Origin of the sequence: Deinococcus malanensis (assembly GCF_014647655.1) — a bacterium.
In the GTDB taxonomy this organism is placed as follows: Bacteria; Deinococcota; Deinococci; order Deinococcales; family Deinococcaceae; genus Deinococcus; species Deinococcus malanensis.
Window position 1 is genome coordinate 66,938 of sequence record NZ_BMPP01000017.1, and the last position, 23,003, is coordinate 89,940.

General features: G+C 66.3%; 24 protein-coding genes. 16 read left to right on the plus strand and 8 right to left on the minus strand.

Features of this window, described 5'->3' with window-relative positions:
- The first annotated feature begins 41 nt into the window (after positions 1-41).
- The 10 genes from purC (at position 42) to IEY49_RS17180 (ending at position 7,525) form a co-directional block, all read left to right on the plus strand.
- Positions 42-755 carry a phosphoribosylaminoimidazolesuccinocarboxamide synthase gene (gene purC, locus IEY49_RS17135; protein WP_189010979.1) on the plus strand — a complete coding sequence of 238 codons (714 nt, stop codon included), beginning with the start codon at positions 42-44 and terminating at the stop codon, positions 753-755.
- Between the two features lie 56 nt (positions 756-811).
- A complete protein-coding gene (gene purS / locus IEY49_RS17140) occupies positions 812-1,063 on the plus strand; it encodes a phosphoribosylformylglycinamidine synthase subunit PurS (protein WP_189010981.1) in 252 nt (83 codons plus the stop codon).
- Positions 1,060-1,431: a cupin domain-containing protein gene (locus tag IEY49_RS17145; protein WP_189010982.1), complete on the plus strand. Its 372-nt coding sequence runs from the start codon at positions 1,060-1,062 to the stop codon at positions 1,429-1,431. Before purS ends, IEY49_RS17145 begins: the two co-directional genes overlap by 4 nt.
- Entirely contained in the window at positions 1,428-2,096 is a 669-nt protein-coding gene (gene purQ / locus IEY49_RS17150; protein WP_189010984.1) for a phosphoribosylformylglycinamidine synthase subunit PurQ, read from the plus strand. The genes IEY49_RS17145 and purQ overlap by 4 nt, the downstream gene beginning before the upstream one ends.
- Positions 2,093-2,575, plus strand: coding sequence for a DinB family protein (locus IEY49_RS17155; RefSeq protein ID WP_189010986.1), 483 nt, complete (start codon positions 2,093-2,095; stop codon positions 2,573-2,575). The genes purQ and IEY49_RS17155 overlap by 4 nt, the downstream gene beginning before the upstream one ends.
- A gap of 15 nt (positions 2,576-2,590) precedes the next feature.
- On the plus strand, positions 2,591-3,079 hold the full coding sequence (locus tag IEY49_RS17160) for a DinB family protein (protein WP_189010988.1): 489 nt from the start codon (positions 2,591-2,593) through the stop codon (positions 3,077-3,079).
- Positions 3,076-5,298, plus strand: coding sequence for a phosphoribosylformylglycinamidine synthase subunit PurL (gene purL, locus IEY49_RS17165; RefSeq protein WP_189010990.1), 2,223 nt, complete (start codon positions 3,076-3,078; stop codon positions 5,296-5,298). Before IEY49_RS17160 ends, purL begins: the two co-directional genes overlap by 4 nt.
- On the plus strand, positions 5,295-6,713 hold the full coding sequence (gene purF, locus IEY49_RS17170; RefSeq protein WP_189010992.1) for an amidophosphoribosyltransferase: 1,419 nt from the start codon (positions 5,295-5,297) through the stop codon (positions 6,711-6,713). Before purL ends, purF begins: the two co-directional genes overlap by 4 nt.
- 176 nt (positions 6,714-6,889) lie before the next feature.
- Positions 6,890-7,111: a hypothetical protein gene (locus IEY49_RS17175; protein WP_189010994.1), complete on the plus strand. Its 222-nt coding sequence runs from the start codon at positions 6,890-6,892 to the stop codon at positions 7,109-7,111.
- Between the two features lie 216 nt (positions 7,112-7,327).
- Positions 7,328-7,525, plus strand: a complete 198-nt coding sequence (locus IEY49_RS17180) for a YwbE family protein (RefSeq protein ID WP_189010996.1) — start codon at positions 7,328-7,330, stop codon at positions 7,523-7,525.
- A 116-nt stretch (positions 7,526-7,641) separates the two neighbouring features.
- On the opposite strand, the gene IEY49_RS17185 is transcribed toward IEY49_RS17180, so the two are convergent.
- The 5 genes from IEY49_RS17185 to IEY49_RS17205 all read right to left on the minus strand — a co-directional run bounded on the left by IEY49_RS17185 (position 7,642) and on the right by IEY49_RS17205 (position 12,977).
- Positions 7,642-8,838 (minus strand): S1C family serine protease, encoded by a 1,197-nt coding sequence (locus IEY49_RS17185; protein WP_189010998.1) that lies wholly within the window; start codon positions 8,836-8,838, stop codon positions 7,642-7,644.
- 185 nt (positions 8,839-9,023) lie between these two features.
- Positions 9,024-9,728, minus strand: a complete 705-nt coding sequence (otsB, locus tag IEY49_RS17190; protein WP_189011000.1) for a trehalose-phosphatase — start codon at positions 9,726-9,728, stop codon at positions 9,024-9,026.
- On the minus strand, positions 9,725-11,098 hold the full coding sequence (locus tag IEY49_RS17195; RefSeq protein ID WP_189011002.1) for an alpha,alpha-trehalose-phosphate synthase (UDP-forming): 1,374 nt from the start codon (positions 11,096-11,098) through the stop codon (positions 9,725-9,727). The genes otsB and IEY49_RS17195 overlap by 4 nt, the downstream gene beginning before the upstream one ends.
- Positions 11,099-11,769: 671 nt before the next feature.
- Positions 11,770-12,009, minus strand: a complete 240-nt coding sequence (locus IEY49_RS17200) for a hypothetical protein (RefSeq protein WP_189011004.1) — start codon at positions 12,007-12,009, stop codon at positions 11,770-11,772.
- Between the two features lie 47 nt (positions 12,010-12,056).
- Positions 12,057-12,977 carry an SMP-30/gluconolactonase/LRE family protein gene (locus IEY49_RS17205; protein ID WP_229780884.1) on the minus strand — a complete coding sequence of 307 codons (921 nt, stop codon included), beginning with the start codon at positions 12,975-12,977 and terminating at the stop codon, positions 12,057-12,059.
- An 89-nt stretch (positions 12,978-13,066) separates the two neighbouring features.
- Here IEY49_RS17205 and IEY49_RS17210 point away from each other — a divergent pair, with 89 nt between their 5' ends.
- The 6 genes from IEY49_RS17210 (at position 13,067) to IEY49_RS17235 (ending at position 20,277) form a co-directional block, all read left to right on the plus strand.
- Positions 13,067-13,357 carry an addiction module toxin RelE gene (locus IEY49_RS17210; RefSeq protein WP_189011005.1) on the plus strand — a complete coding sequence of 97 codons (291 nt, stop codon included), beginning with the start codon at positions 13,067-13,069 and terminating at the stop codon, positions 13,355-13,357.
- Positions 13,358-13,489: 132 nt separating this feature from the next.
- Entirely contained in the window at positions 13,490-16,336 is a 2,847-nt protein-coding gene (locus IEY49_RS17215) for a 2-oxoglutarate dehydrogenase E1 component (protein ID WP_189011007.1), read from the plus strand.
- A gap of 140 nt (positions 16,337-16,476) precedes the next feature.
- Positions 16,477-17,793: a 2-oxoglutarate dehydrogenase complex dihydrolipoyllysine-residue succinyltransferase gene (gene odhB / locus IEY49_RS17220; protein ID WP_189011009.1), complete on the plus strand. Its 1,317-nt coding sequence runs from the start codon at positions 16,477-16,479 to the stop codon at positions 17,791-17,793.
- A gap of 120 nt (positions 17,794-17,913) precedes the next feature.
- The gene (locus tag IEY49_RS17225) at positions 17,914-18,936 is read left to right on the plus strand and encodes an MBL fold metallo-hydrolase (protein ID WP_189011011.1); all 1,023 of its coding nucleotides are present in this window, start codon (positions 17,914-17,916) and stop codon (positions 18,934-18,936) included.
- 23 nt (positions 18,937-18,959) lie between these two features.
- Positions 18,960-19,748: an alpha/beta fold hydrolase gene (locus IEY49_RS17230; RefSeq protein WP_189011013.1), complete on the plus strand. Its 789-nt coding sequence runs from the start codon at positions 18,960-18,962 to the stop codon at positions 19,746-19,748.
- A gap of 52 nt (positions 19,749-19,800) precedes the next feature.
- Positions 19,801-20,277 carry a hypothetical protein gene (locus IEY49_RS17235; protein WP_229780885.1) on the plus strand — a complete coding sequence of 159 codons (477 nt, stop codon included), beginning with the start codon at positions 19,801-19,803 and terminating at the stop codon, positions 20,275-20,277.
- Positions 20,278-20,364: 87 nt separating this feature from the next.
- On the opposite strand, the gene IEY49_RS17240 is transcribed toward IEY49_RS17235, so the two are convergent.
- From IEY49_RS17240 to IEY49_RS17250, 3 genes are read right to left on the minus strand one after another with little or no spacing between them, the layout of a single operon-like run.
- Positions 20,365-20,631, minus strand: coding sequence for a hypothetical protein (locus IEY49_RS17240; RefSeq protein ID WP_189011017.1), 267 nt, complete (start codon positions 20,629-20,631; stop codon positions 20,365-20,367).
- The gene (locus IEY49_RS17245; protein WP_189011050.1) at positions 20,628-21,383 is read right to left on the minus strand and encodes a sulfite exporter TauE/SafE family protein; all 756 of its coding nucleotides are present in this window, start codon (positions 21,381-21,383) and stop codon (positions 20,628-20,630) included. Before IEY49_RS17245 ends, IEY49_RS17240 begins: the two co-directional genes overlap by 4 nt.
- A gap of 2 nt (positions 21,384-21,385) precedes the next feature.
- Positions 21,386-22,969: a gamma-glutamyltransferase family protein gene (locus IEY49_RS17250; RefSeq protein ID WP_229780886.1), complete on the minus strand. Its 1,584-nt coding sequence runs from the start codon at positions 22,967-22,969 to the stop codon at positions 21,386-21,388.
- Positions 22,970-23,003: the final 34 nt, after the last annotated feature.

Below are 23,003 nucleotides of genomic sequence, written 5' to 3' on the forward strand. Positions count from 1 at the left end.
TCTGCGCGGGGGACGCCATTTCTACATTCCGGGAGAATGCCATGACCAGAGGCGAGATGAAGTACGAGGGCAAGGCCAAGCGCGTGTACGCCACCCCCCAGGCCGGCGAGTACATCGTGGAGTACAAGGACGATGCCACGGCCTTCAACGGGGTGAAAAAAGCCCAGATCATGGGCAAGGGCGAGATCAACAACGCCATTACAGCCCACCTGTATCCGCTGCTGGAGGCCGCTGGCATTCCCACCCACTTTCTGGAAAAGCTGAGTGACCGTGAGCAGCGCGTGCGGGCCGTGACCATCGTGCCGGTCGAAATCATCGTGCGCAACGTGGCTGCCGGCAGCTTCTCCAAACGCCTGGGCATCGAGGAAGGCACCCCGCTGCCGCGCCCGGTGGTCGAGTACTGCTACAAGAGTGACGCGCTGGGTGATCCCGTGATCAACACCGACACTGCCGTTGCCCTGGGCTGGGCCAGCGAGGCCGACCTGAAGCGCATCCGCGAACTGAGCCTGAAGGTCCGCGACTTCCTGGTGCCTTATTTCGAGGCACGAGGCGTGCGACTGGTTGATTTCAAGCTGGAGTTCGGCAAGTTGCCCAGCGGCGAGATCGTGCTGGCCGACGAGATCAGCCCCGACACCTGCCGCTTCTGGGACGCCCAGACGAACGAGAAGATGGACAAGGACCGCTTCCGCCGTGACCTCGGCGGCGTGGAAGACGCCTACGCTGAGATGCTGCGCCGTGTGACCCAGAGCACGTAATTCACAGCGCCCAATCCGTTTCCCCTCTCCCTGATCCCTTCCTTCCGGAGTTGTCTATGTCCCAGTACCACGCCAAAGTTTTTGTCACCCTCAAGCCGTCCATCCTTGACCCGCAGGGCCGTACCGTGGAACGCGCCCTGGCTCACCTGGAGCACGCCAATGTCAGCGGCGTGCGCGTGGGCAAGCTGATCGAGCTGACGCTACACGGCGACCGTGCCGAAGTCGAAGCGCAGCTTGAGAGCATCACCACCAACGTGTTGAGCAACCCGGTCATGGAAGACGCGCGCTGGGAGCTTGCCGAGGCATGACCGCCCCAAAGACCGTCAACCTGAATGAGAAGTTCGGGCTGTTTACCGAACAGTGGTCGCCGAAGATCGTGGGCGAACTCAACGGTCAGCAGGTCAGGCTGGCCCGCTTTGGCGGCGAGTTCATCTGGCACAGCCATGAGCACGAGGACGAACTGTTTCTCGTGGTGCGCGGCGTGATGCGCATGGAGCTGCGCGACCGCACCGAACTGGTCCGCGAAGGCGAATTTCTGATCGTGCCGCGCGGCGTGGAGCACAAGCCCGCCGCCGAGACCGAGGAAGCCTGGGTCATGATGCTCGAACCCGCCGGTACCGTGAACACCGGCCAGGTCCAGAGCGAGCGCACCGTGACCGATCTGGAGAGACTGTGAAAACCGCTGTGATTCAATTTCCCGGCTCCAATTGTGACGCTGACGCCCTGCACGCTGCCCGGCTGCTGCTGGATAACGGTGCCGAGTTCGTGTGGCACACGGCCGGCGAACTGCCCGAGGGCACCGAACTCGTGTTCCTGCCAGGCGGTTTCAGTTACGGCGACCACCTGCGCAGCGGCGCGATTGCCGCCCGCAGCCCGATCATGGCGGCCGTCAAGGAGCACGCCGACCGGGGCGGTTTCGTGCTGGGCGTGTGCAACGGCTTTCAGGTCCTGACCGAGTCCGGCCTGCTGCCCGGCGCCCTGTCGCGCAACCGCGAGTTGCACTTCATGTGCAAGCCGGTGCACCTGCGCGTGGAGAACAACGCCACCGCCTTTACCGGTGCCTATGCCCAGGGGCAGGTCATCGAGGTGCCTATCGCCCACGGAGAGGGCAACTATTACGCCGACGCCGCCACCATTGCCGAGCTGGAGCAGCAGGGCCGCGTGGTCTTCCGCTATGCCGACAACCCCAACGGCAGCCTCAACGATATTGCCGGCATTGTCAGCGAGCGCGGCAACGTGCTGGGCATGATGCCCCACCCTGAACGCGCCGTGGAACTGCTGCTGGGCAGCGAGGACGGCCGTGGGCTGTTCGAGAGCCTCAGGGCCGCGAGGGCACAATGAACGACCTTGCCGCCTTTCTTGCCGAGCAGTACTCCATCGAACTGGGCGCCTTCCGCGCAGCACTGGAGGCCATCCCCGAGCAGAGCTTTACCGTCGCGGCTGGCGCGCAGAGCGCAGCCTGGCAGGCCCTGCACATCGCCGACTGGCTGCGGCTGGGGGTCCTGGGTGACCGCTCACCCACGTATGGTTACCTGGGCTGGGAGGATCAGGCCTGGGCTCAGGCGCTGAATGTCAATCCGCCCCTGACCGAAGCTGCGGGTAGGGCGGCGGTGCTGGCCCGGCTGGATGAGGTCATAACGCAGGTTCACACTTTCCTGAGCACCCTGAGTCCGGCGGATCTGCAGGGCACGACCTTCTCGCCCAGCGCCCCGAACGGCGAGCGGCCCCGGCTTCAGGCCCTGGGCCTGCATGTGCGGCATGTCGCCTACCACCGCGGCCAGGTGGCGCTGCTTCGCCGGCAGTTCACGGCAGCTCAGTAGAGGCCCGGAACCACTATGACGCCGCTTCAGTCCTTCCTGTCCACCGCGCTTGATGCCGAGTTCCGTGCGTTTGGCAACGCCCTGCATGCGGTGCCGGCCACCGTGTTCGGAAGGGCTGCGGCCTATGGTCACAGTGCGGCGTGGTACGCCCTGCACATCATGGACTGGACCCGCTGCGTGATTCAGCCTGGACTCGGCGGCGTCAACCCGGCGCTGACCTACGGCTATCTGGGCTTTGAGGAGGCGGACTGGGTCAGAAGGGTCACCGGGCCCACCCTGGCAGCTGAGGACGATACGAAAGATCAGATTCTGACCGCCTTGGATCAGGTGTTCACGCAAGCCCTGAAGGCGGTCTGCACCGCATCCGCAGAGCGCTTTACATCTGAAGCCCTCTGGGCCACCCTCAAACGTCCCCGGCCCGTGCTGGAAGGGCTGACCTCCCACCTGCGACACACCGCGTACCACCGGGGGCAGATTGCCCCGCTTCTCAAGGAGTTTCAATGACACAGACGCAGTCTCTGCGTGACCGGGCCGGCACCTTCGGCCTGACTGTTGAAGAATTCGACCTGCTCGTGTCCGGCATCGGGCGTGAGCCCAATGCGCTGGAGGCGGCCATCGTGGGCGCCATGTGGTCGGAGCACTGCGGCTACAAGAACAGCCGCCCGCTGTTCAGTGCCTTCCCCACGACCGGCCCGCAGGTGCTGCAGGGCCCCGGTGAGAACGCTGGCGTGGTGGACATTGGCGACGGCTGGGGCGTGGCCTTCAAAATGGAAAGCCACAACCACCCGTCGGCGGTCGAGCCGGTGCAGGGCGCGGCGACCGGTGTGGGCGGCATCCTGCGTGACATCTTCGCCATGGGCGCCCGGCCGTTTGCGGTGCTTGACAGCCTGCGCTTCGGCAATCCCGACAGCCCGCGCACGCGCTTTCTGGTCAACGGCGTGGTAGAGGGCATCAGCCATTACGGCAACGCCATCGGCGTGCCCACCGTGGGCGGCGAGGTGACCTTTCACCCCAGCTACCAGGAAAACCCGCTGGTCAACGTGATGGCCCTGGGGCTGCTGCGCCACGAGGACCTGGCCAAGGGCACCATGGGTGAGGTCGGCAACCGCATCATCTACGTGGGGTCCAAGACCGGCCGCGACGGTCTGGGGGGCGCGGTCTTCGCGTCTGCCGACCTGAGCGACGCCTCGCAGGCTGACCGCCCCGCGGTGCAGGTCGGCGATCCCTTCATGGAAAAACTGCTGCTCGAAGCCACCCTGGAAGCCATTCAGGCGGGCGTGGTGGCGGGCGTGCAGGACATGGGCGCCGCCGGGCTGGTCTCCAGCACCTGCGAGATGGCCTACCGCGCCGGACTGGGCATCACCATGAACCTGGATCTGGTGCCCACCCGCGAGACCGGCATGGTCCCGATGGAACTGTGCCTGTCCGAGTCGCAGGAGCGCATGATCCTGGTACCGGTGCCCGGCAAGGAACAGGAACTCAACGACCTGCTGGCCAAGTGGGAGCTGGACGTGGTGGAGATCGGTGAGGTGGAAGGCCACGACCGCTACCGCCTGACCTGGCAGGGTGAAGTGGTCTGCGACCTGCCGGTGGCCCTGCTCAACGAGGCGCCCAAGTACACCCGTGAGGGCATAGAGTCCCCGGAAATCCGCGCAGCGCGCGAGCGTGACCTGAGCGGCGTGCCGGTGCCCGGTGACCTGGGTGCCGTTCTGGTCGAGTTGCTGTCGCATCCCACGGTTGCCAGCAAGCGGCCCATCTTCGAGCGTTACGACCATCAGGTCATGACCAACACCGTGGTCGTGCCGGGTGCCGCCGACGCTGCCGTCATGCGCGTGAAGGACTCGGGCATGGGCGTGGCCGCGACCAGCGACTGCAATCCGCGCTTCGTGCAGCTTGATCCCTACACCGGCGCCGCCGCCGCCGTGGCCGAGGCCGCCCGCAACCTCGCCTGCGTGGGCGCCACTCCACTGGCGATTACCGACAACCTGAACTTCGGCAACCCGCACCGCCCCGAGGTCTACTACCAGCTGCAGCAGGCGGTGCAGGGCATCGCCGACGCCTGCCGCGCGCTGAATACCCCGGTCACCGGCGGCAATGTCAGCCTCTACAACCAGTACGTGGAAGAAGGCCGCACGGTCGCCATTCACCCCACCCCGACCATCGGCATGGTGGGCGTGCTGCCGGACGTGAACGTGCGCGCCACCATGAACCTGAAGGGTGAGGGCCACACGTTGTACCTGCTGGGCGAGCACGCCCGCCACATCGGCGCGTCTCAGTACCTGGAAAGTGTGCACGGCCTGGAAGCCGGTCAGGTGCCGGACCTGGACCTGGATCTGGAAAAGCGCGTGATCGAAGGCACCCTGGCCCTGATCCGCGCTGGCCTGACCACCACCGCACATGACACCGCTGAAGGCGGCCTGGCCGTGGCTCTGGCCGAGATGGCCATTGCTGGCCGGGTGGGTCTGAGCGCCACCCTGGAGGGCGAGGCGCGCGCCGACGCCCTGCTGTTCGGAGAGGCCAACGGGCGCATTCTGGTCGCCGTGCAGGACGAGGCGGCCACCGAGGCCCTGCTGCATGAAAAGAGCGTTCCGTTTGTGCGTTTGGGCACGACGGGAGGAAGTAGCGTCACCATTGCCGTGCCCGGGCACCACATACACTTGAGCGTGAACCTTCAGACCCTGACTCAAGCGTTCGAGAGCCCTCTGCGGGAGATTCTCGGGTGATTTTCGACCCCGTAACCGACAAGCCGCAGGAGGAGTGCGGGGTCTTCGGCCTGTACTCGCCGGTGCCCAACGACCTGGCGTGGCTGACCTACCTGGGCCTGTTCGCCCTGCAGCACCGTGGCCAGGAAGCGGCCGGCATGTGCGTGTCGGACGGCGACAAGTTCCATGTGGAAAAGGACCTGGGGCTGGTCACGCAGGTGTTCGACGAGCGCCGGCTGGACAGCGTGCGGCTGCCCAACGCGCGGGTCAGCATTGGGCACGTGCGCTACAGCACCACCGGCTCGAACCTGCGTTTCAACTCGCAGCCGCTGACCACCCGCACCAACAAGGGCATCCTGGGGCTGGCGCACAACGGCAACTTCGTGAACGCCCTGGAAGTGCGCACCGAAATGCTGCACGAGGGGGCGCTGTTTGCCACCACCAACGACTCGGAGGTGATGCTCAACCTGATCGCCCGCGAGAGCCAGATGGATCTGGTGGCCGCCACCGCTGCGGCCATGAAGCGCCTGCGCGGCGGCTACGCGTGTGTGCTGATGAGCCGCACCGGGCTGATTGGCTTCCGCGATCCGCACGGCGTGCGCCCACTGGTCATCGGCCAGCGTGAGGACGGAGCCTGGGCTCTGGCGTCCGAACCCTGCGCGCTGTACGCGGTGGGCGCCCGCCTGATCCGGGACGTGCAGCCCGGCGAACTGGTCTACTTCGACCGCGACGGCCTGCACAGCCTGATGGTCGAGGCGCGTCAGCCCACCCCCTGCTCGTTCGAGTGGATCTACTTTGCCCGCAGCGACAGCAAGATCGACGGTGTGGATACCCACGAAAGCCGCATCCGCATGGGCATGCAGCTGGCCCGCGAGAAGCCGGTGGACGCCGACGTCGTCGTACCGGTGCCCGACAGTGGTATGGGCGCGGCCATCGGCTACGCCCGCGAAAGCGGCATTCCCTTCGACTACGGCCTGTACAAGAACCCCTACGCCGGGCGCACGTTTATTGCCCCCAGCCAGGAGGCCCGCGAACTGAAGGTCAAGATGAAGCTCTCCCCCACCAGCGCGGTGCGGGGCAAGCGCGTGGTCCTGATCGACGACTCCATCGTGCGCGGCACCACCAGCCGCCAGATCGTGAACCTGCTGCGTGAAGCCGGCGCCACCGAGGTGCATTTCCGCGTGTCCAGCCCGCCCATCACGCACCCGTGCTTCTACGGCATCGACACGGCGGCCCGCAAGGAGCTGGTGGCCAGCACCCACAGCGTCGAGGAAATCCGTGAGCTGATCGGTGCGGACACACTGGCCTTCATCAGCGAGCCGGGTTTGCGGCAGGCCATCGGCGGAAAAGGCATGTGTGGTGCCTGCTTCACCGGGCATTACCCTGCCGGGACGCCACTGCTCAACGATGTTGATAAGCTCGCCCTGGAAGTCTAAGCTCTCCTGATTGCAGCGGCTCCGGTCATCCGGGGCCGTTGTTCTTTTACAGGCATTCGTTTCTAAAGAAGGCCGAAGCACCCGCTAACGCTCCTGCAAGAAGCCGCCCCAATACTGGGCAGACGCCAGACCCTGTCATGCGGCACAAAGCTGATGCGGTGGCAAAGGAGCCAACCATGAAAGCAAAAATGTCCGACCTGATGATCATCCTCGGCTACGCCTCCATTGCGTACAGCGCCTACCGTTACTTCACGAGCACCGATCCCGACGAGAAGCGTGATGCGCTGTTCGTGGGACAGTGGGCCCCCACCTTCTTCATCCTGAGCGTCGGGGCAGAGAACCGCGAGTTCCGCAACCAGAACACCCTGGCTATCGACGCCGACGCCGGCAAGCACTGATCCGAATAACCGGGGGCAATAGCCTTCAACCTCACCGGTCCGGGAAGCGTCAGGGCACGTGAGTGACGGCGGCCGGTAGTGACGTTGACAGAGGTACAGCAAGCCCCTCACAGGCCGCCGCCGAACCAAGTTCCGCGGCGGCCTTCCTATGTCATCCGGAACCTGTACCGGCCGAGGCCCCTTGCCGGCGAGTAATCCAGGGGTCAAGCTGTCAGCATGGCCCCCCTCCGTTCTCAAATTCAACCGGGCGTGACCGTGGACATCGTGCAGAAGCATGACCAGCCGACGGGCAGGCTCACGCGTGGGGTCGTGGCGCAGCTGCTGACCCGCTCACCCTCACATCCGCACGGCATCAAGGTGCGCCTCATCAGCGGGCAGGTGGGCCGGGTCCAGGCGGTTATCACACCGGAATAACAGAGGCCGCTTTCATTGAGGGCCTCTGCCTGTGGTCGCACGAGAAACTGGACCTGATGTAGATGGGCGCCAGAGCCGCCTGAGTCCTCGACGAACCGGTTTGCGAGGCCCTGCTGTTACCTTGGCGTCCCCGGGACCGTGCCCGGCGCGAGGGTAACCTGCAGCGTCTGTGTCTGCCCAGCCCGGTTGATCGTCAGGGTGACGCGCTCGCCTGCCTGACGGGTAAAGAGGTATTCGCGCAGGTCGGCGGCAGACTCGATCGTCTGCCCGTTGATGGCTGTAATGACGTCCCCACCCAGGAAGACAGGACCAACAGGTGTCTGAATACGCGTGGTGCCGCCGCTTACGCCCGCCTGCGCGGCGGGGCTGTTGGGCGTGACCTGTGACACAAGCGCGCCCGTACGGGGCAGGTTGTACTGCGCCCGGGCCTGTTCGGTCAGGTCGAACGGTGCAAGGGCCACGCCAATGACCGGTCCGACGATGGTCTGTCCGGCCTGCAGGCGGGACAGGAGACCAGCGGCGATGTTGATGGGAATGGCAAAGCCCACGCCCGCACTCTGGCCCACGCCCGTGGCGGCACCTGCTGGGGACAGGATTGTGGTGTTGACGCCGATGACGCGCCCGGCAGAGTCAAGCAGTGGTCCGCCAGAGTTTCCCGGGTTGATGGCCGCGTCCGTCTGGATGGCGCTCTGGGCGATGCTGCGAACGCCGGTGGGGATGGTACGTTCGGTAGCCGACACAATGCCGGTCGTGGCGCTGAACTGCAGACCGAACGGAGCACCCAGGGCAATGGTGGTCTGACCGATGCGCAGACCGCTGCTGTTTCCCAGCGGGAGAGGCCGGATCAGGTTGGCCGGCACGCCCTGAACCTGTATAAGCGCAAGATAATAGTCGGGCGCGGTGCCCACGACGCGTGCGGTGAAGGTCTGCCGGCTGTCGCGCAGGGTCACGGACAGCCGGGTGGCACCCTCCACCACGTGATAGTTCGTGAGCGCAAAGCCCTCCGCATTCACGAAAAACCCGCTGCCACTGGACTGGTTTCCCTGGCTGCGGGGGTCTGCGAACAGCGGGCTGGAGAACGTTCCCTGCGACTGGCGGGGCGTGGTCGCCTCGATGTACAGCACACTGCCCAGCGCGCGCTCAATGACATTCACGGTGGCCCGCTCGGCGGCGGGCAGGGCTGAGGGCGGCGCGGTCGGCGTGGAGGGTGCAGGTGTCGTGGGGGCTGGGTTGGTGGGGGCTGGGCTGGTCTGGGCGGCACAGAAGGGCGAGGCGAAGGCAAGCAGCACCGTCAGGACAAGGGCTTTGGGCACGGATAAGACCTCCTGGTGCCCTCCGGTGGCCGGGACACCGCCCGCATTCTGTTCAACGTTTATGTATCCCGGTCTTTGAAGACGCTGAAATCCGCTTAGGAAAGCTGGCCAGCGCTCTATTCGCTGCTGGTCGGTGGAGACCTGAGAAACGCAACCACGGGCGGGGGCGTTCAGTTGCCCGGGTCTTACGCCCAGGTGCGCAGGAGCGTGACGACCTCGGCCGGGGAGGCCACGCGATGTTGGGCCTCAGTCTGCCCTTCCCCGACCTTGATGGTTACCCCGCCGCGCTCCCGCAAGGCAGCGAAGGCTTCCTCATCTGTCACGTCATCTCCCAGGAACACCGGCAGGTGGTCCGGGAACCGGGCCGCCAGTTGCAGCGCCGCACGTCCCTTGCCATGCCCGGACGGCCGGAACTCCCGGACTTTCTTCCCTGCGATCACCTCCCACCCGGGTGGCGGGGTTATACGTGCCAGCGCAGCCTCCAGTGCAGGCTGCTCCGGTTCAGGAACTTCGCGGTAGTGCACGGCGAGCGTCCAGCCCTTCTCCTCCAGGCGCATGCCGGCGGCGTGCGGCAGCGCGGCCTTTATAACCTGCAGCGCCGCCGTGTCAGGCGGGTGCAGCGTCTCACCGGGCCATTCCATGCCGTGCAGACCGACCACCTGCAACTCCGGCACGTTCAGGAACGCGGAGGCTTCTGCGCTCCGGCGGCCCGTCACGACTGCCGCGCGGTGGCGTCCTCCGGCAAGCAGGGCAGCCAGCGCTTCAGGCGCGCCCGGTTCCGGCACGGCCTCTTCCGGCCGGACCACGATGGGGGCCAGCGTACCGTCGTAGTCGCAGATCACCAGCAGCGGACGTTCGCGCAGCGCGAGCAGGGGGGCAGACAGATTCACGGAGTCCTGATCTCCTCCACGAACTCGTCCGCCCAGCTGCGCAGGTCGCTGGCGTGCAGCCGTTCCCGCAGGCGGTGTAACCGTGCCTTCTTTTCCTCCAGGGGCATGTTCAGCGCGACCTGTAGCGCCTCGGCCAGCCCGCCGGGGTTGTATGGGTTGACCTGCAGGGCTTCGCGCATCTCGTCCGCCGCGCCCGCGAAGCGCGACAGGATCAGGGCGCCGTCCCGCGAACAGGCTGTGAACTCCTTGGCCACCAGGTTCAGGCCGTCACGCAGCGGAGTCACCAGCATCACGTCTGCCGCCCGGTAGTGGGCCACGAGTTCCTCGCGCCCCACGCCCCGGTAGATGTACTGAATGGGAGACCAGCCCGAGTGCGTGTGTTTCCCGTTGATGCGGCCAACCAGACCCTCCACCCGCGCGCGCAGTTGCCGGTAGGAGTCCACCTGCTCACGGCTGGGAACCGCGATCTGCACCAGGGTAACCTTGCCCCGCGCCTCCGGGTGGCGGTCCAGATAGGCATCGAAGGCCTCCAGCCGCTCAGGGATGCCTTTGGTGTAGTCCAGCCGGTCCACGCCCAGCAGAATCTGCGTCTGCACGGTGCGGCGGATGCGGTCGGCCTCGTCCTCCACGTCGGGCCGGCTCGACAGTTCCTCGTAGGCGTCCACTTCGATACCAATAGGGCGCGCCACCACCCGTGAGGTGCGGCCCTGCCAGTAGACCGTGCCCTCGTCGGTGTCCGCGTCCAGCGCCCGCCGGCACGCCGCCTGAAAGTAGCGGACGTAATCATGGGTGTGCATGCCGATCAGGTCGGCACCCAGCATGCCGTCAAGCAGTTCCCGGTCCCACGGGAGCGTGCGGAACACCTCGGTGGACGGCCAGGGGATATGCCAGAAGAACCCGATGGACGCGCCTGGCAGCATCTCGCGGATCATGCGCGGAACGAGCGCCAGCTGGTAGTCATGCACCCAGATGGTGTCGCCCTCCCGGTAGGCAGTCACCGTCGCCTCAGCGAAGCGCCGGTTGACTGCCACGTACGTCTGCCACGCGGAGGCGTCGTAGCGCGTGCGCTCGATGAAGTAGTGACTCATGGGCCACAGGGCACGGTTGGAAAACCCATGGTAGAAATCCCGCACTTCCGCATCGCTCAGGCGCAGGCGCTGCAGGCAATACCGTGGGTCGTGCTGCGGCAACTGCACCTCCGCAACGTCCGGGTGTGCTTCCCCCCACGCGATCCACGTACCGCCGGCGTGCTGCAGCGCCGGGTCCAGCGCAGCCGTCAGCCCTCCAATGGACGGAACCCAGTCCAGCCCGCCGTCCTCCCGGGAGTGCGGCGCGTAAGGTTCGCGGTTGGAAACAACGATCAGGCCCATACATACTCCTGGGCCGTGCCTGGCCCAGTCCCATGGCCGTGATTCACCTTCAATGCTGCCGCGACTCCCAACACGCTCATGAGTTGTCCTCCCCAGAATACCGGCGGTGTCCTGCCCGCAAGTGGTTCACAGTAGGCCCTGGGCACTGCCAAAGCCTGATAACGCCCTTGACCTTCCGGTAACGTGTCACTGCCCTGTCATGTGCAGCGCCTCATGGAGCGGCAGAGCAGGGAATCCCCCCTGGTAGACCGGGAGAGCCTGCCCAGCTCTGGGCATCGCACAGGACAGCGTGACACCGGGTCTGTCCTGCTGGTCTATGCGGTAACTGGAAATGGGTTTGGCCGCAGAGAAAATGCTCCCTTGCGAAAGGAAGCATCTGGTGGAGGAGACGGGACTCGAACCCGCATAAATGGTGCTGGGGCTTTCAGGAAACGCGCTTCCCTTGCTGCTTTATCCCACCTTTTGCAAGGCCGCTATAGGTGCATCCGCAACCCGCCCCGGCCTGTTCGGCCTGCGCCCAAGGCTTCCGCCTTTCCGGTAACCAGACGTTTTTCCGGTGCCCTTCCTTTTGAGACCACTCCCCCGGGCTACTGCAGGGTAATGGCCTCCGCCCGGAGACGCATACGCGCTCTGGCTTACACGTCCGGGACCCGGCCCATGTCAGCACGGGCTCAGTGCCGGGGCACGCCCTTGGGCATGCTCAGCCCCAGCCCGGTCAGAAAGCCGCCGATGGTGGTCAGGGCGGCCATCAGCAGGATCTGCTGGTTGGGGTTGGCGCCCTCGTTGCTTTTGTTGGCATAAGCGACCGCGTGCAGCTGATTGATATCGATGATGTTCTTGCCCAGAAAGACCAGGCCCGCGACAAGCACGATCAGGCCGATCAAGAGCAGGAGGCGGGACAGGACTCTCATATCTGCATCGTAAGCGCCAGTCCTCCGCGCGGGGGTTTAGGGTTCGCTTACCAGCTCAGGGCGCGCGTACAGGTGGGAATGCGGTACACGCCGGTGGTGGCGGTAATGGTCAGGTCGGTTCCCTGCGGCCCGCTGAAGCACAGGTTGCTGACCGTTTCCGGCACCAGCACCCGCCCCAGTTCCTGGCCTTCCGGGGTCAGGACATGCACCCCGTCGCCGGCACTGCTCCAGATCCGGCCCTGCTCATCGATGCGCAGACCGTCGGTTTTGCCGGGACTGACCGAGAACCACTCACGCTCGTGGGTGGCCGTAACGCCCTGCACGCGGTAGGCATGAGTTTTGCCCTCTCCGGTGTCGGCCAGCAGCAGACGTTCGGCGCTGACAAAGGCCAGCCCGTTGGGTTTGACGCGGTCGCGGACAGGTGCGCTGAGGGTGCCGTCCGGGTCCAGGCGGTACACGTAATTGCCGGGCTGCTCCTTCTGGCCGCCGTAGCCTTCCTCGGGTTTGTCGATGCCGTAGGTGGGATCGGTAAACCACAGGCTGCCGTCGGGATGCAGGGCAACGTCGTTGGGGCTGTTCATACGCCGGCCCTCGAAACGGTCGGCCAGGGTGGTCCAGGACCCGTCGTCTTCCTGGCGCACCAGGGCGCGCAGGCCGTGCGAGCAGGCGATCAGGCGGCCTTGGTCGTCCAGGCAGTGGCCGTTCTGGTGATGGCTGGGATTCATCTCACCGTGCAGTTCACCGCTGTCGGTGTAGGCCCAGGTGCGGTTCTGACGCACGTCACTGAACACCACGGCGCGCCGTGCTGGCAGATAGGTCGGCCCCTCGGTCCAGGTAAAGCCGGTCGCCAGGCGGATCAGGCTGGCGTCCGGGGGAAACAGGGTCAGGAAGTCCGGGTGCACGGCACGCAACGTCATGCGCCCCATGGTGCCCGCTGCATGAAGGTCAGGGGTGAGGGTTGTCTTCATGGCCAGCCAGTGAGACCTAAATGCGCGCGGACGTGAGCCTCACGAACCCTTTGCCTGTGGTGGCTTACGGTGCGCCCAGGAGGTGCATCATGCCAGAAGCCTGGACCGAAAAAGATGAGCGGCAGTACCAGCACGTCAAGCAGAGTGAACTGGAACGCGGTGAAAGCGAGGAGCGCGCCGAGGAGATTGCCGCGCGCACGGTGAACAAGCAGCGCCGCGAGGAGGGCCGCACACCCAACAAACGTACCCAGGGCACCGGCAACCCGAACGCGGCCCTGTCCGAGCTGACCCGCGACGAGCTGTACAACCGCGCCCGCGAGAAGGACATCAAAGGGCGCGGACGCATGACCAAGGACGAGCTGGTCCGCGCGCTGTTGTAAATCGGGCAGCTCTTGCTGTCCTGAGCCGCCGGACTGAGCACGCAGAACCTGAGGGTTACGTCCCCAGGAACACCATTTATAGGGTGGACGGTCACGTGGGCTGTAACAGGCGGCAGTATGCTGGGGGGCGTTATGACGCAGTCTCAGACCATCATGTCCGGCGGGAACGCGGCCTTCATCGAAGGGCTGTACGAGGCGTACCTGCAGGACCCGCAAAGTGTGGACGCCCAGTGGCGCACCTACTTCGACGAGTTGCGCGGTGGTGCCCGTGAAACGGCGCATTCGGCCGTGCAGCAGGCCTTCTACAATCTGGGCACCCAGCGCCGGGGTGCGGCGGTGGCGCCGGCGCCTCAGGGAGTCAGCGGCGCAGCGCAGGCGGCGGGCGCTCTAATTACGGCCTATCGGGTGTACGGGCACATCAGCGCCCATACCAACCCTCTGAAAATGCGCGGTCTGCCGGTGGTGCCGGAGCTGACCCCCGAGTATTACGGCCTGTCCCAGGCCGACCTCAACGAGACGGTTCATGACGGCGTGTTCAACGCCCCGCTGCGAGATGTGATCGCGCAGCTCCAGGACACCTACTGCGGGGCTATCGGCTTCGAATACAACTACCTGCCGGCTACCGAGCGTGCCTGGTTTCAGGAACGTGTCGAGGCCAACCGGGGCCGCCCCAATTACTCTCCCGAGGAGCGCCGGCGTATCCTGGTCAAGCTCAACGCCGCCGAGGGCCTGGAGCTGTATCTCAAAAACCGCTACCCCGGCGTCAAGCGCTTTGGTCTGGAAGGCGGCGAGGCGTTTATTCCCCTGATGGACCGCATCATTCAGGAAGCGGGCCGCCTGGGCGTCAAGGAGACGGTCGTGGGCATGGCGCACCGCGGGCGCCTGAACACGCTGGTCAACATCTTCGGCAAGCCCTCAGGCGCGCTGTTTGACGAGTTCGAGGGCAAGAAAAAACTCAGTGACGATCCGGACGTGGCCGGCGACGTGAAGTACCACATGGGCTACTCCAGCGACGTGCGTACGCCCGGCGGGCCGATGCACATGGCGCTGGCCTTCAACCCCAGTCACCTGGAAATCGTCTCGCCGGTGGTGCACGGCAGCGTACGTGCCCGCCAGGATCGCCGTTACGACACCGAGCGCCGGCAGGTGCTGCCCATCACCATTCACGGGGACGCGGCCGTCAGCGGACAGGGCGTGGTCATGGAGACCCTGAACCTCTCGCGTCTGCGCGGCTTCGCGACCGGCGGAGCAATCCGCATCGTGATCAACAACCAGGTCGGCTTTACCATCAGCGACCCGCGCGACACGCGCAGCAGCCGCTACTGCACCGACGTCGCCAAGATCGGCAACGCGCCGGTGCTTCACGTCAACGGGGACGATCCCGAGGCCGTGGCGTTCTGCGGGGATCTGGCGCTGGCCTACCGGCAGGAATTTGGCAAGGACATCTTCATCGACCTGATCTGCTTCCGCCGCAACGGCCACAACGAGGGCGACGAGCCGCGCATGACCCAGCCGATCATGTACCGCGAGATCGACAAGCACCCCGGCACGCGCGCGCTGTATGCCGCGCAGCTGGAGCGCGAGGGCCTGCTGAAACCCGGCGAGGGCGAGGAGCTCGTGCTGCGCTTCCGCGACCAGCTCGACCGCGGCGAAACCGTGGTCGAGGAGATGGAAAACCTCGAACAGAGTGCCCTGAAGGTCGACTGGGACATGTACGACAACGTCAAGTGGGACGACGAGGTCAGTACCGCCGTGCCCAGGGAGAAGTTGCAGGAACTGGGCCTGAAACTGACCCAGGTGCCCGAAGGCTTCAAGGTTCACCGCACCATCGAGCGCACGGTGCTCAAGCCGCGCGAGGCAATGGCGCGCGGCGAGCAGCCGCTGGACTGGGGCATGGGCGAGATGCTGGCCTACGCCACCCTGCTCGACGAGGGCTTCGGCGTGCGGCTGGTTGGCCAGGACTCCGGACGTGGGACCTTCGTGCACCGCCACGCCGTACTGCATGACCAGAACGCCCAGGACCCCATGAACGAGGAGTACATGGCCCTGGCGCACCTGCGCGAAGGCCAGGGCCGCGTGGAGGTCATCGACTCCACCCTGTCCGAGGAAGCCGTGATGGCCTTCGAATACGGCTACAGCACCTCCGAACCCAAGGCCCTGGTGGCCTGGGAAGCGCAGTTCGGCGACTTTGCCAACGGCGCTCAGGCGGTGATTGACCAGTTCCTGGCCGCCGGCGAGAGTAAGTGGCAGCGCCTGAGCGGCCTGACCCTGCTGCTGCCGCACGGCTACGAGGGTGCGGGGCCCGAGCACTCCAGCGCCCGTCTGGAGCGCTACCTGCAGCTGTGTGCCCAGAAGAACATGCAGGTCGTGGTGCCCAGCAGCACCGCCCAGATCTTCCACCTGCTGCGCCGTCAGGTGCTGCGCCCCTACCGCAAGCCGCTGATCGTGATGACCCCCAAGAACCTGCTGCGCAACAAGCGCGCCATGAGCCCGCTGACGGAGCTGGCCGAGGGCCGCTTCCACGAGGTCATCGGCGACGCCGAGGTGGTCCGCGCCCGGCGCGTGGTGATCAGCAGCGGCAAACTGCACTGGGATCTGGTCGAGGCCCGCGACGCCGACGCCGAAGGTTACGCCGGGACTGCCCTGATCCGCCTGGAACAGCTCTACCCCTTCCCGGGGCAGCAGCTGCGTGCTGAGCTGGCCAAACATCCCGGCGCCCAGGTGATCTGGGCCCAGGAGGAGCCGGAGAACCAGGGGGCCTGGCTGATGATCTGGGAAGACCTGGAAAAATCCCTGCAGGAAGGCCAGAAGCTGGGCTGGGCCACCCGCCCGCGCAGCGCCAGCACCGCCGCCGGTTATACCAGCGTGCACCTCAAGGAGCAGGCCGCAGTGATCAGTGCCGCGCTCGGCGAGAAGATCACGGCGATGGAGATTCAGGAGCAAAACACGAGCGCCCCGAACGCAGGCGTCCAGAGCTAAGGACACTGCGTCAGTGAGTCGGCCGGAACTGCATTCCGGCCGGCTTCTGCTGTTGCGCGGTATACGGCTGACCCAGACGGCAAAACCCCTGGCCGTCCCTGCGTGAGTTGCGCCCGGCGCGGGGTATAACAGAAGGCGTTATGGCGGACATCAAGGTTCCAGTTTTTTCCGAGTCGGTAAGCGAGGGTACGCTGCTGACATGGCACAAGAAACCCGGCGACGCGATCAAGCGCGGCGAGGTTCTCGCCGAGATTGAGACCGACAAGGTGGTGCTGGAAGTGACCGCGCTGCAAGACGGCGTGCTGGTCAGCATCGCCAAGAACGAGGGCGACACGGTCCTCAGCGAGGAAGTGCTGGGAACAGTGGGTGACGCCGGGAGCGCGCCTGTCCCGGCTGCCAGCGCCCAGACGGCTGATCCGGCCAGCGGCGCGGTCGTGGGTGAGGCCAGCGCCGGTGGCACCGCCACCAACCCCGATACCACGGACCTGGGCAACGAGGCCACCCGCCGCGATGACCTGTCGCCCGCCGTGCGTAAGATTGTCGCGGAGAGCGGCCTGAACCCCGCGCAGATCCCCGCAACCGGTCCCAGGGGCAACATCACCAAGGAAGACGCCGTCGTGGCGGCCCAGGGTGGCCTGACGTACCAGGGTCCCCAGAGCGCCGCGCAGCCCGCGAGCATGCAGGCGTCCGCTGCGCCGACCCAGCAGGCGCCCGCGCAAGCCCAGAGCGCACCCACAGTGGCAGTCCCAGGCGGCCCGCGCCCCGAACAGCGCGTGCCCATGACGCGCATCCGTCAGCGCATCAGTGAACGCCTCAAGGACGTGCAGAACACGGCCGCGATCCTGACCACCTTCAACGAAGTCAACATGAAGCCGTCGATGGACCTTCGCAAGAAGTACCAGGACCAGTTCGTCGCCAAACACGGCACCAAACTGGGCTTCATGAGCCTGTTCGTGCGCGCCGCCACCGAGGCCCTCAAGGCCTTCCCGGTGGTCAACGCCAGCGTCGAGGGCAAGGACATCATCTACCACGGCTACTACGACATCGGCATTGCCGTGGCTTCTGACCGTGGCCTGGTGGTGCCGGTCCTGCGCGATACCGACCAGATGAGCCTGGCCGGCATTGAGAAGGAAATCGCCGGATTCGCTGTGAAGGCCAAGGGCGGCAAGCTGACCATGGAAGACATGAGCGGCGGCACCTTCAGCATCACCAACGGCGGAACCTTCGGCAGCATGATGAGCACCCCCATCATTAACGCGCCGCAGAGTGCGATTCTGGGCATGCACAACATCATCGAGCGCCCGATTGCCCAGAACGGACAGGTCGTGATCGCGCCCATGATGTACATCGCCCTGAGCTACGACCACCGCATCATTGACGGCAAGGAAGCGGTGCAGTTCCTGGTGATGATCAAGAACCTGCTGGAAGACCCCGCACGCATGCTGCTGGAGCTCTGAGCAGCACGGCCACACAGGAGGCGGCCCCTTATGAATGGGGCCGCCTCTTTTGCTCTCACCCTCTGTCACTGGCCACGTAGTGTGTCCCGGAGACAGGCCGGACGCGCCTAGAATGCCCCTGTGACGGCGCCTCTCTCCACCCCCGCACCCCGGTTGACCCGGACCCTCACGTCTGGGGGAACGCGCATCTACACGCTGACGGTCCGGGCGTTCGAGGGCCTCAGCGTGAACGTCTTTGTGGTGGTGCGGGGCGATCCGGCGCGGCCCGACTATGTGGCCCTGGTGGACACCGGCAGCGGTCTGAGCCTCAGCACCGAAGGCCTGACCGGTCTGGCCGCCATCCGGGACACCTGGGGTGAGGCCTGCTCGTGGCGGACCCTGGACCGCATCGTGGTGACCCACGCGCACCCTGACCATGCGGGCGGTCTGCCCTTCGTGCGGACCCTGACGGACGCGCCGGTCGCCGCTCACGTACGTGGCGTGCCGATTCTCCAGGACCCGGAAAGTTACCGCGACACCATGCGTCCGCGCCTGGAGGCCTACCGCACCTGGCTGGGCGTGCCGGCAGACAGCCCTTACGGTGTCCGGCTGGGCAACCGCACCCGCAACCTGATGCTGCCGTCGGGGGTGCCTGTTCATACTTCCCTTGAAGACGGCGACGTACTGGACGGCATCTTTCAGGTGGTGTATACCCCCGGGCATGAGGGCAGCCAGATCTGCCTGCGGCTTGATGACGTGCTGCTCAGCGCCGACCACCTGCTGCCGCGCAACTCTCCGCCGCTGCTGCCGGCCTGGGTGCACCCAGGTGGTGGCCTGCGGGCCTATCTGAAGTCGCTGGACCGGATCGAGGCCCTGGCAGATGTTCAGCTGGCTCTGGGTGGCCATGACGAACCCATGCCGCAGTGGCGCGGCCGCCTTCAGGCACTCCGGGAACGCTACGCCGAGAAACTACAGGCTGTTCTGGACGCGGCCGATACGCCCAGCAGCGTTCTGGAGCTTGCCGGGCGGGTCAGCCGTATGAATGCCCGGCAGGCCCTGCTGCTGCTCGACCAGACCGGCGCCCTGGCAGAGTTCCTGACCTCGGACGGCCGGTTGCAGGAAACGCGCGGAGTGGCCGGGGAAGCACTGTTTCAGCGGACCTGAGCAGGGGACGCTAGGCTGCGTCTGTGACTTCTGGTCCTGAATACCTCCAGGTCGGCGGACAGCAGCTGGAATACATCTGGCACGGTCCACCACCCTCGCAGGCGCCGACGCTGGTGTTCCTGCATGAGGGCCTGGGCAGCCTGAGACTGTGGCGCGATTTCCCTCAGGCCCTCTCTACGGCCACCGGCTGCGGTGCCCTGGTCTACAGCCGGGCCGGGTACGGAAACAGCAGTCCTGCCCCGCTGCCACGCCCAGTCACCTACCTTCATCACGAAGCGCAGGACGTCCTGCCACAAGTGCTGGCCCGGTGCGGGGTGCGGGAGTGTGTGCTGGTCGGTCACTCGGACGGGGGCAGTATCGCCCTGATCTATGCGGGCAGCGTCGCCCAGCCGGGTCTGCTTGGGGTGATCACCGAGGCAGCCCACGTTTTCGTGGAGGACGTCACCCTGCGCGGCGTGCAGGCTGCCCGCGAGGCCTACCAGTCGGGTGATCTGCGCGCCCGGCTGGCGCGGCACCATGCCCAGGTGGATGTGGCGTTCGGCGGCTGGAACGACACCTGGCTCTCCCCGGCCTTCCGTGACTGGAATCTGGAGAAATTCCTGCCGGGTGTCCGGGTGCCCCTGCTGGCCTTGCAGGGTAAGGATGACGAATACGGCACCCCGGCGCAGGTCCAGGCCATCGTGTCGCAGGCTGCCGGTCCGGCCGAGGGTCACCTGCTGCCCGAGTGCGGCCACACGCCGCACCGTGAGGCACGCGAAACCGTGCTTGATGCCATGACGGCCTTTGTCCGGCAAGTCGCGGTCCGGTCTTGAGCCATCCTGGCCGTCAGGTGTCAGACAGGTCGGCCGTCCTATGCTGCGGGTCATGAGCATCGGGCAGGAGCAGAGCTTACACGGACGGCTGGGGACCTTCACGGCCGGGCACGACCTGAGCGCCACCTGGGACGGCGAACGGCTCACCGGGCGACTGGGCAGTTTCACGGCCGGGCATGACCTGGCGGTATGGTTCGGAGACGGGGTGCTGGAGGGCCGGGTCGGCAGCTTCACCCAGGGCTTCGACCTGCGGGTCAGCCTGAGTGCCACGCATCTTCAGGTGCATCTGGGCGGCTTTGTGGACGGTGTGGACGCCGAACTGAGCTTCGATACGCAGGGAGCCAGCGGGCGCTACGGGACCTTCACCGCTGGTCATGACGTCAGCCTGCGTCACTACGCGGGCGAAGTGCGCGGGCGCATCGGCAGCTACACGCGTGGGGTGGACTTCCGTATGGACCTGGGCGACGTGCCGCTGCCGTTGGGGGTCGTGGTCGTGCTGGCGGCCTACCACGCCTGGCCGAGCCTGTAACCAGAAGGGAGGAACAGCCTGCCTGATACCGGCCGCTCCTCCCCTGGGTTGCTCTGGGCGCGCCCGCAAAGTGGCGCTCTGTGAGGGTCAGGCAATCAGGGCGCGGACAGCCACGACCAGACCCAGTCCGATCAGGGCAATCAGCGCGCCCAGGCTGACACTCCGGTCCCGGCTCCAGTTGGTGACGACCACAACCAGGGCAGCCACGGCCGGAACGGCCATCATGAACCACACCCCGATCTCGGCGCCGCCTGGAAGCAGCAGGCTCAGCAGCAGCACCGGCAACGCCAGCCAGAAGGCCGCCGGATACAGCCATGCCGGCAGCACACGGGTTTCATGGTGTTCTGCGTTCATCCCTGCCCCCAGTATTTGTACAGCAGCTGCGCGGCCGTGAACACCAGCAGCACCGAGAAGAACAGCTTGAGTTCCCGGTCCGGGATGCGCTTTTGCAGGCCCGCACCGGCCCGTGCTCCCACCAGCACGCCCAGTGCCACCCCGCAAGCCAGCCGGGCGTCGAGCAATCCACCGGCCTGGTAGATCAGGGCGTTGGCCACAGCGGTCAGCCCCATGATGAAGGTGCTGGTGGCAATCGCCTGCCGGATCGGCAGGCCGCCCAGCAGGTTCATGACCGGCACCTGCACCGTGCCTCCACCGATGCCCAGCAGGCCGCTCATGACTCCGGCAAAGGTCATGGCGGGCGGCACCAGCGGGCTGGGCTCGCGCTCGACTTCCACCCGTTTGAGGCCGCGCACCAGGTTATAGGCGGAATACAGCAGCAGGACGGCGAACACCGTGGCCACCGCCCGGGCCGGCAGCACCAGCCCCAGCACGCTGCCGATGGTGCCGCCGACGATGGTGTAGGGGCTCAGCAGGTACCCGGTTCGGGCACGCACCAGGCCCTGCTGCAGGTAGGCGGCCGCGCCCGACAGGCCCACCGCCAGCACACTGAACTGGCTGATGGCCACCGCCTGCGAGATGGTGATGGGATGACCCAGCTGCGGCAACACAAACTCCAGCGCCGGCACGACGACCACGCCGCCGCCCAGTCCCAGGATGGCCCCCAGCACGCCGGCCAGCAGGCCAATGGCCACCGTGGCCAGCAGCAGGATCAAAACGCCGCCACCTGACCGTCCGCCCGGGACTCGCTGCCGCCGGTCAGCACACCGGTTTTGCCGTCACGCCAGATGATCTGTCCGCGCCCGAAGGCCCCGGCCTGCAACTCCACCTTCACCTGATGTCCCCGTGCCTGCAGCGCCCGCGAGAGCTGGCCTCCCAGATCGTGCTCGACCTCCACAACCTTGCCCCCGGTCCATTGCCAGCGTGGGGCATCCAGCGCCTGCTGGGGGTTCATACCGTAGCGCAGGGTGTTCAGCACCACCTGCACGTGGCCCTGGGGCTGCATGAACCCGCCCATCACACCAAATGGGCCAGCCGGGGTGCCGTCGGGGCGGGTCAGGAACCCGGGGATGATGGTGTGGTAGGGCCGTTTGCCCGGCGCCAGGCGGTTGGGGTGGTCGGGCTCCAGGTTGAAGTTATGTCCGCGGTTCTGCAGCGCGATACCGGTGCCGGGCACGACCACACCGCTGCCAAAGCCCATGTAGTTGCTCTGGATCAGGCTGACCATCTGCCCGTCTCCGTCGGCGGTGGCCAGATACACCGTGCCGTGCGACTGCGGGTCTCCGGGTTCCGGCTCCAGGGCCTGCTCACCGATCAGGGCGCGGCGTGCGGCCGCGTAGGCCGGCGAGAGCAGGGCGTCCACCGGCACCTGCTCGTGCTGGGGGTCAGCCACATACCGCTTGGCGTCGGTAAAGCCCAGCTTCATCGCCTCGATCTGCAGGTGTAGGCCGTACTCGTCATCGCGCCGGGACGGCAGGTCCAGGCCGTCCAGGATGCCCAGGGCCAGCAGGGCGGCAATGCCCTGGCCGTTTGGCGGAATCTCCCAGGCTGTGTGGCCCTGGTAGGCGGCCCCGATGGGCTTGACCCATTCGCTCTGATGTGCGGCCAGGTCCTCGGCACGCAGCAGTCCACCCGTCGCGCGGGCGTGGGCATCGATCTGTGCAGCGAGTTCTCCGTCGTAGAAGTCCGCTGCCCCGCTCTGCGCGATCCGCTCCAGGGTCCGCGCGTGCCCCTCGGAGGCCCACATCTCCCCCACTCCGGCCCCAAAACCCTGCGGCGCGAAGGTCTCCAGCCAGGCCTCGAACTCCGGTCCCTGGCGGCGACGGTACACCTGAATGCTGCGTCGCCAGCCGTCGGCCAGAACGGGCGACAGAGGGTAACCTTCGCGCGCGTAGCGAATCGCTGGAGCCAGCACCTGCTCGAAGGGCAGCCGGCCAAAGCGGGCGTGCAGATCGGCCCAGCCCCGGGGCGTTCCGGGAACCGTAACCGGCAGCCAGCCATGGGTGGGCATCTGTCCACCGGGCAGGGCGTCCATGTTCAGCAGCGCCGGCGAGCGCCCCGAGGCATTCAGCCCATGCAGCTCGCCACTGTCCCACACCAGCGCAAAGAGATCGCTGCCGATCCCGTTGCTGGTGGGCTCCACCACGGTGAGGGCGGCGGCGGTGGCAATGGCGGCGTCAACCGCATTGCCGCCCTCACGCAGGATGAACAGGCCTGCCTGCGCGGCGAGTGGTTGACTGGTGGCGACCATACCCTGACGGGCAAGGACCGGCTGGCGGGAAATAGAGGTCTGCATGTTGATGCCTGCAGTCTACGCACTGCCTGACAGG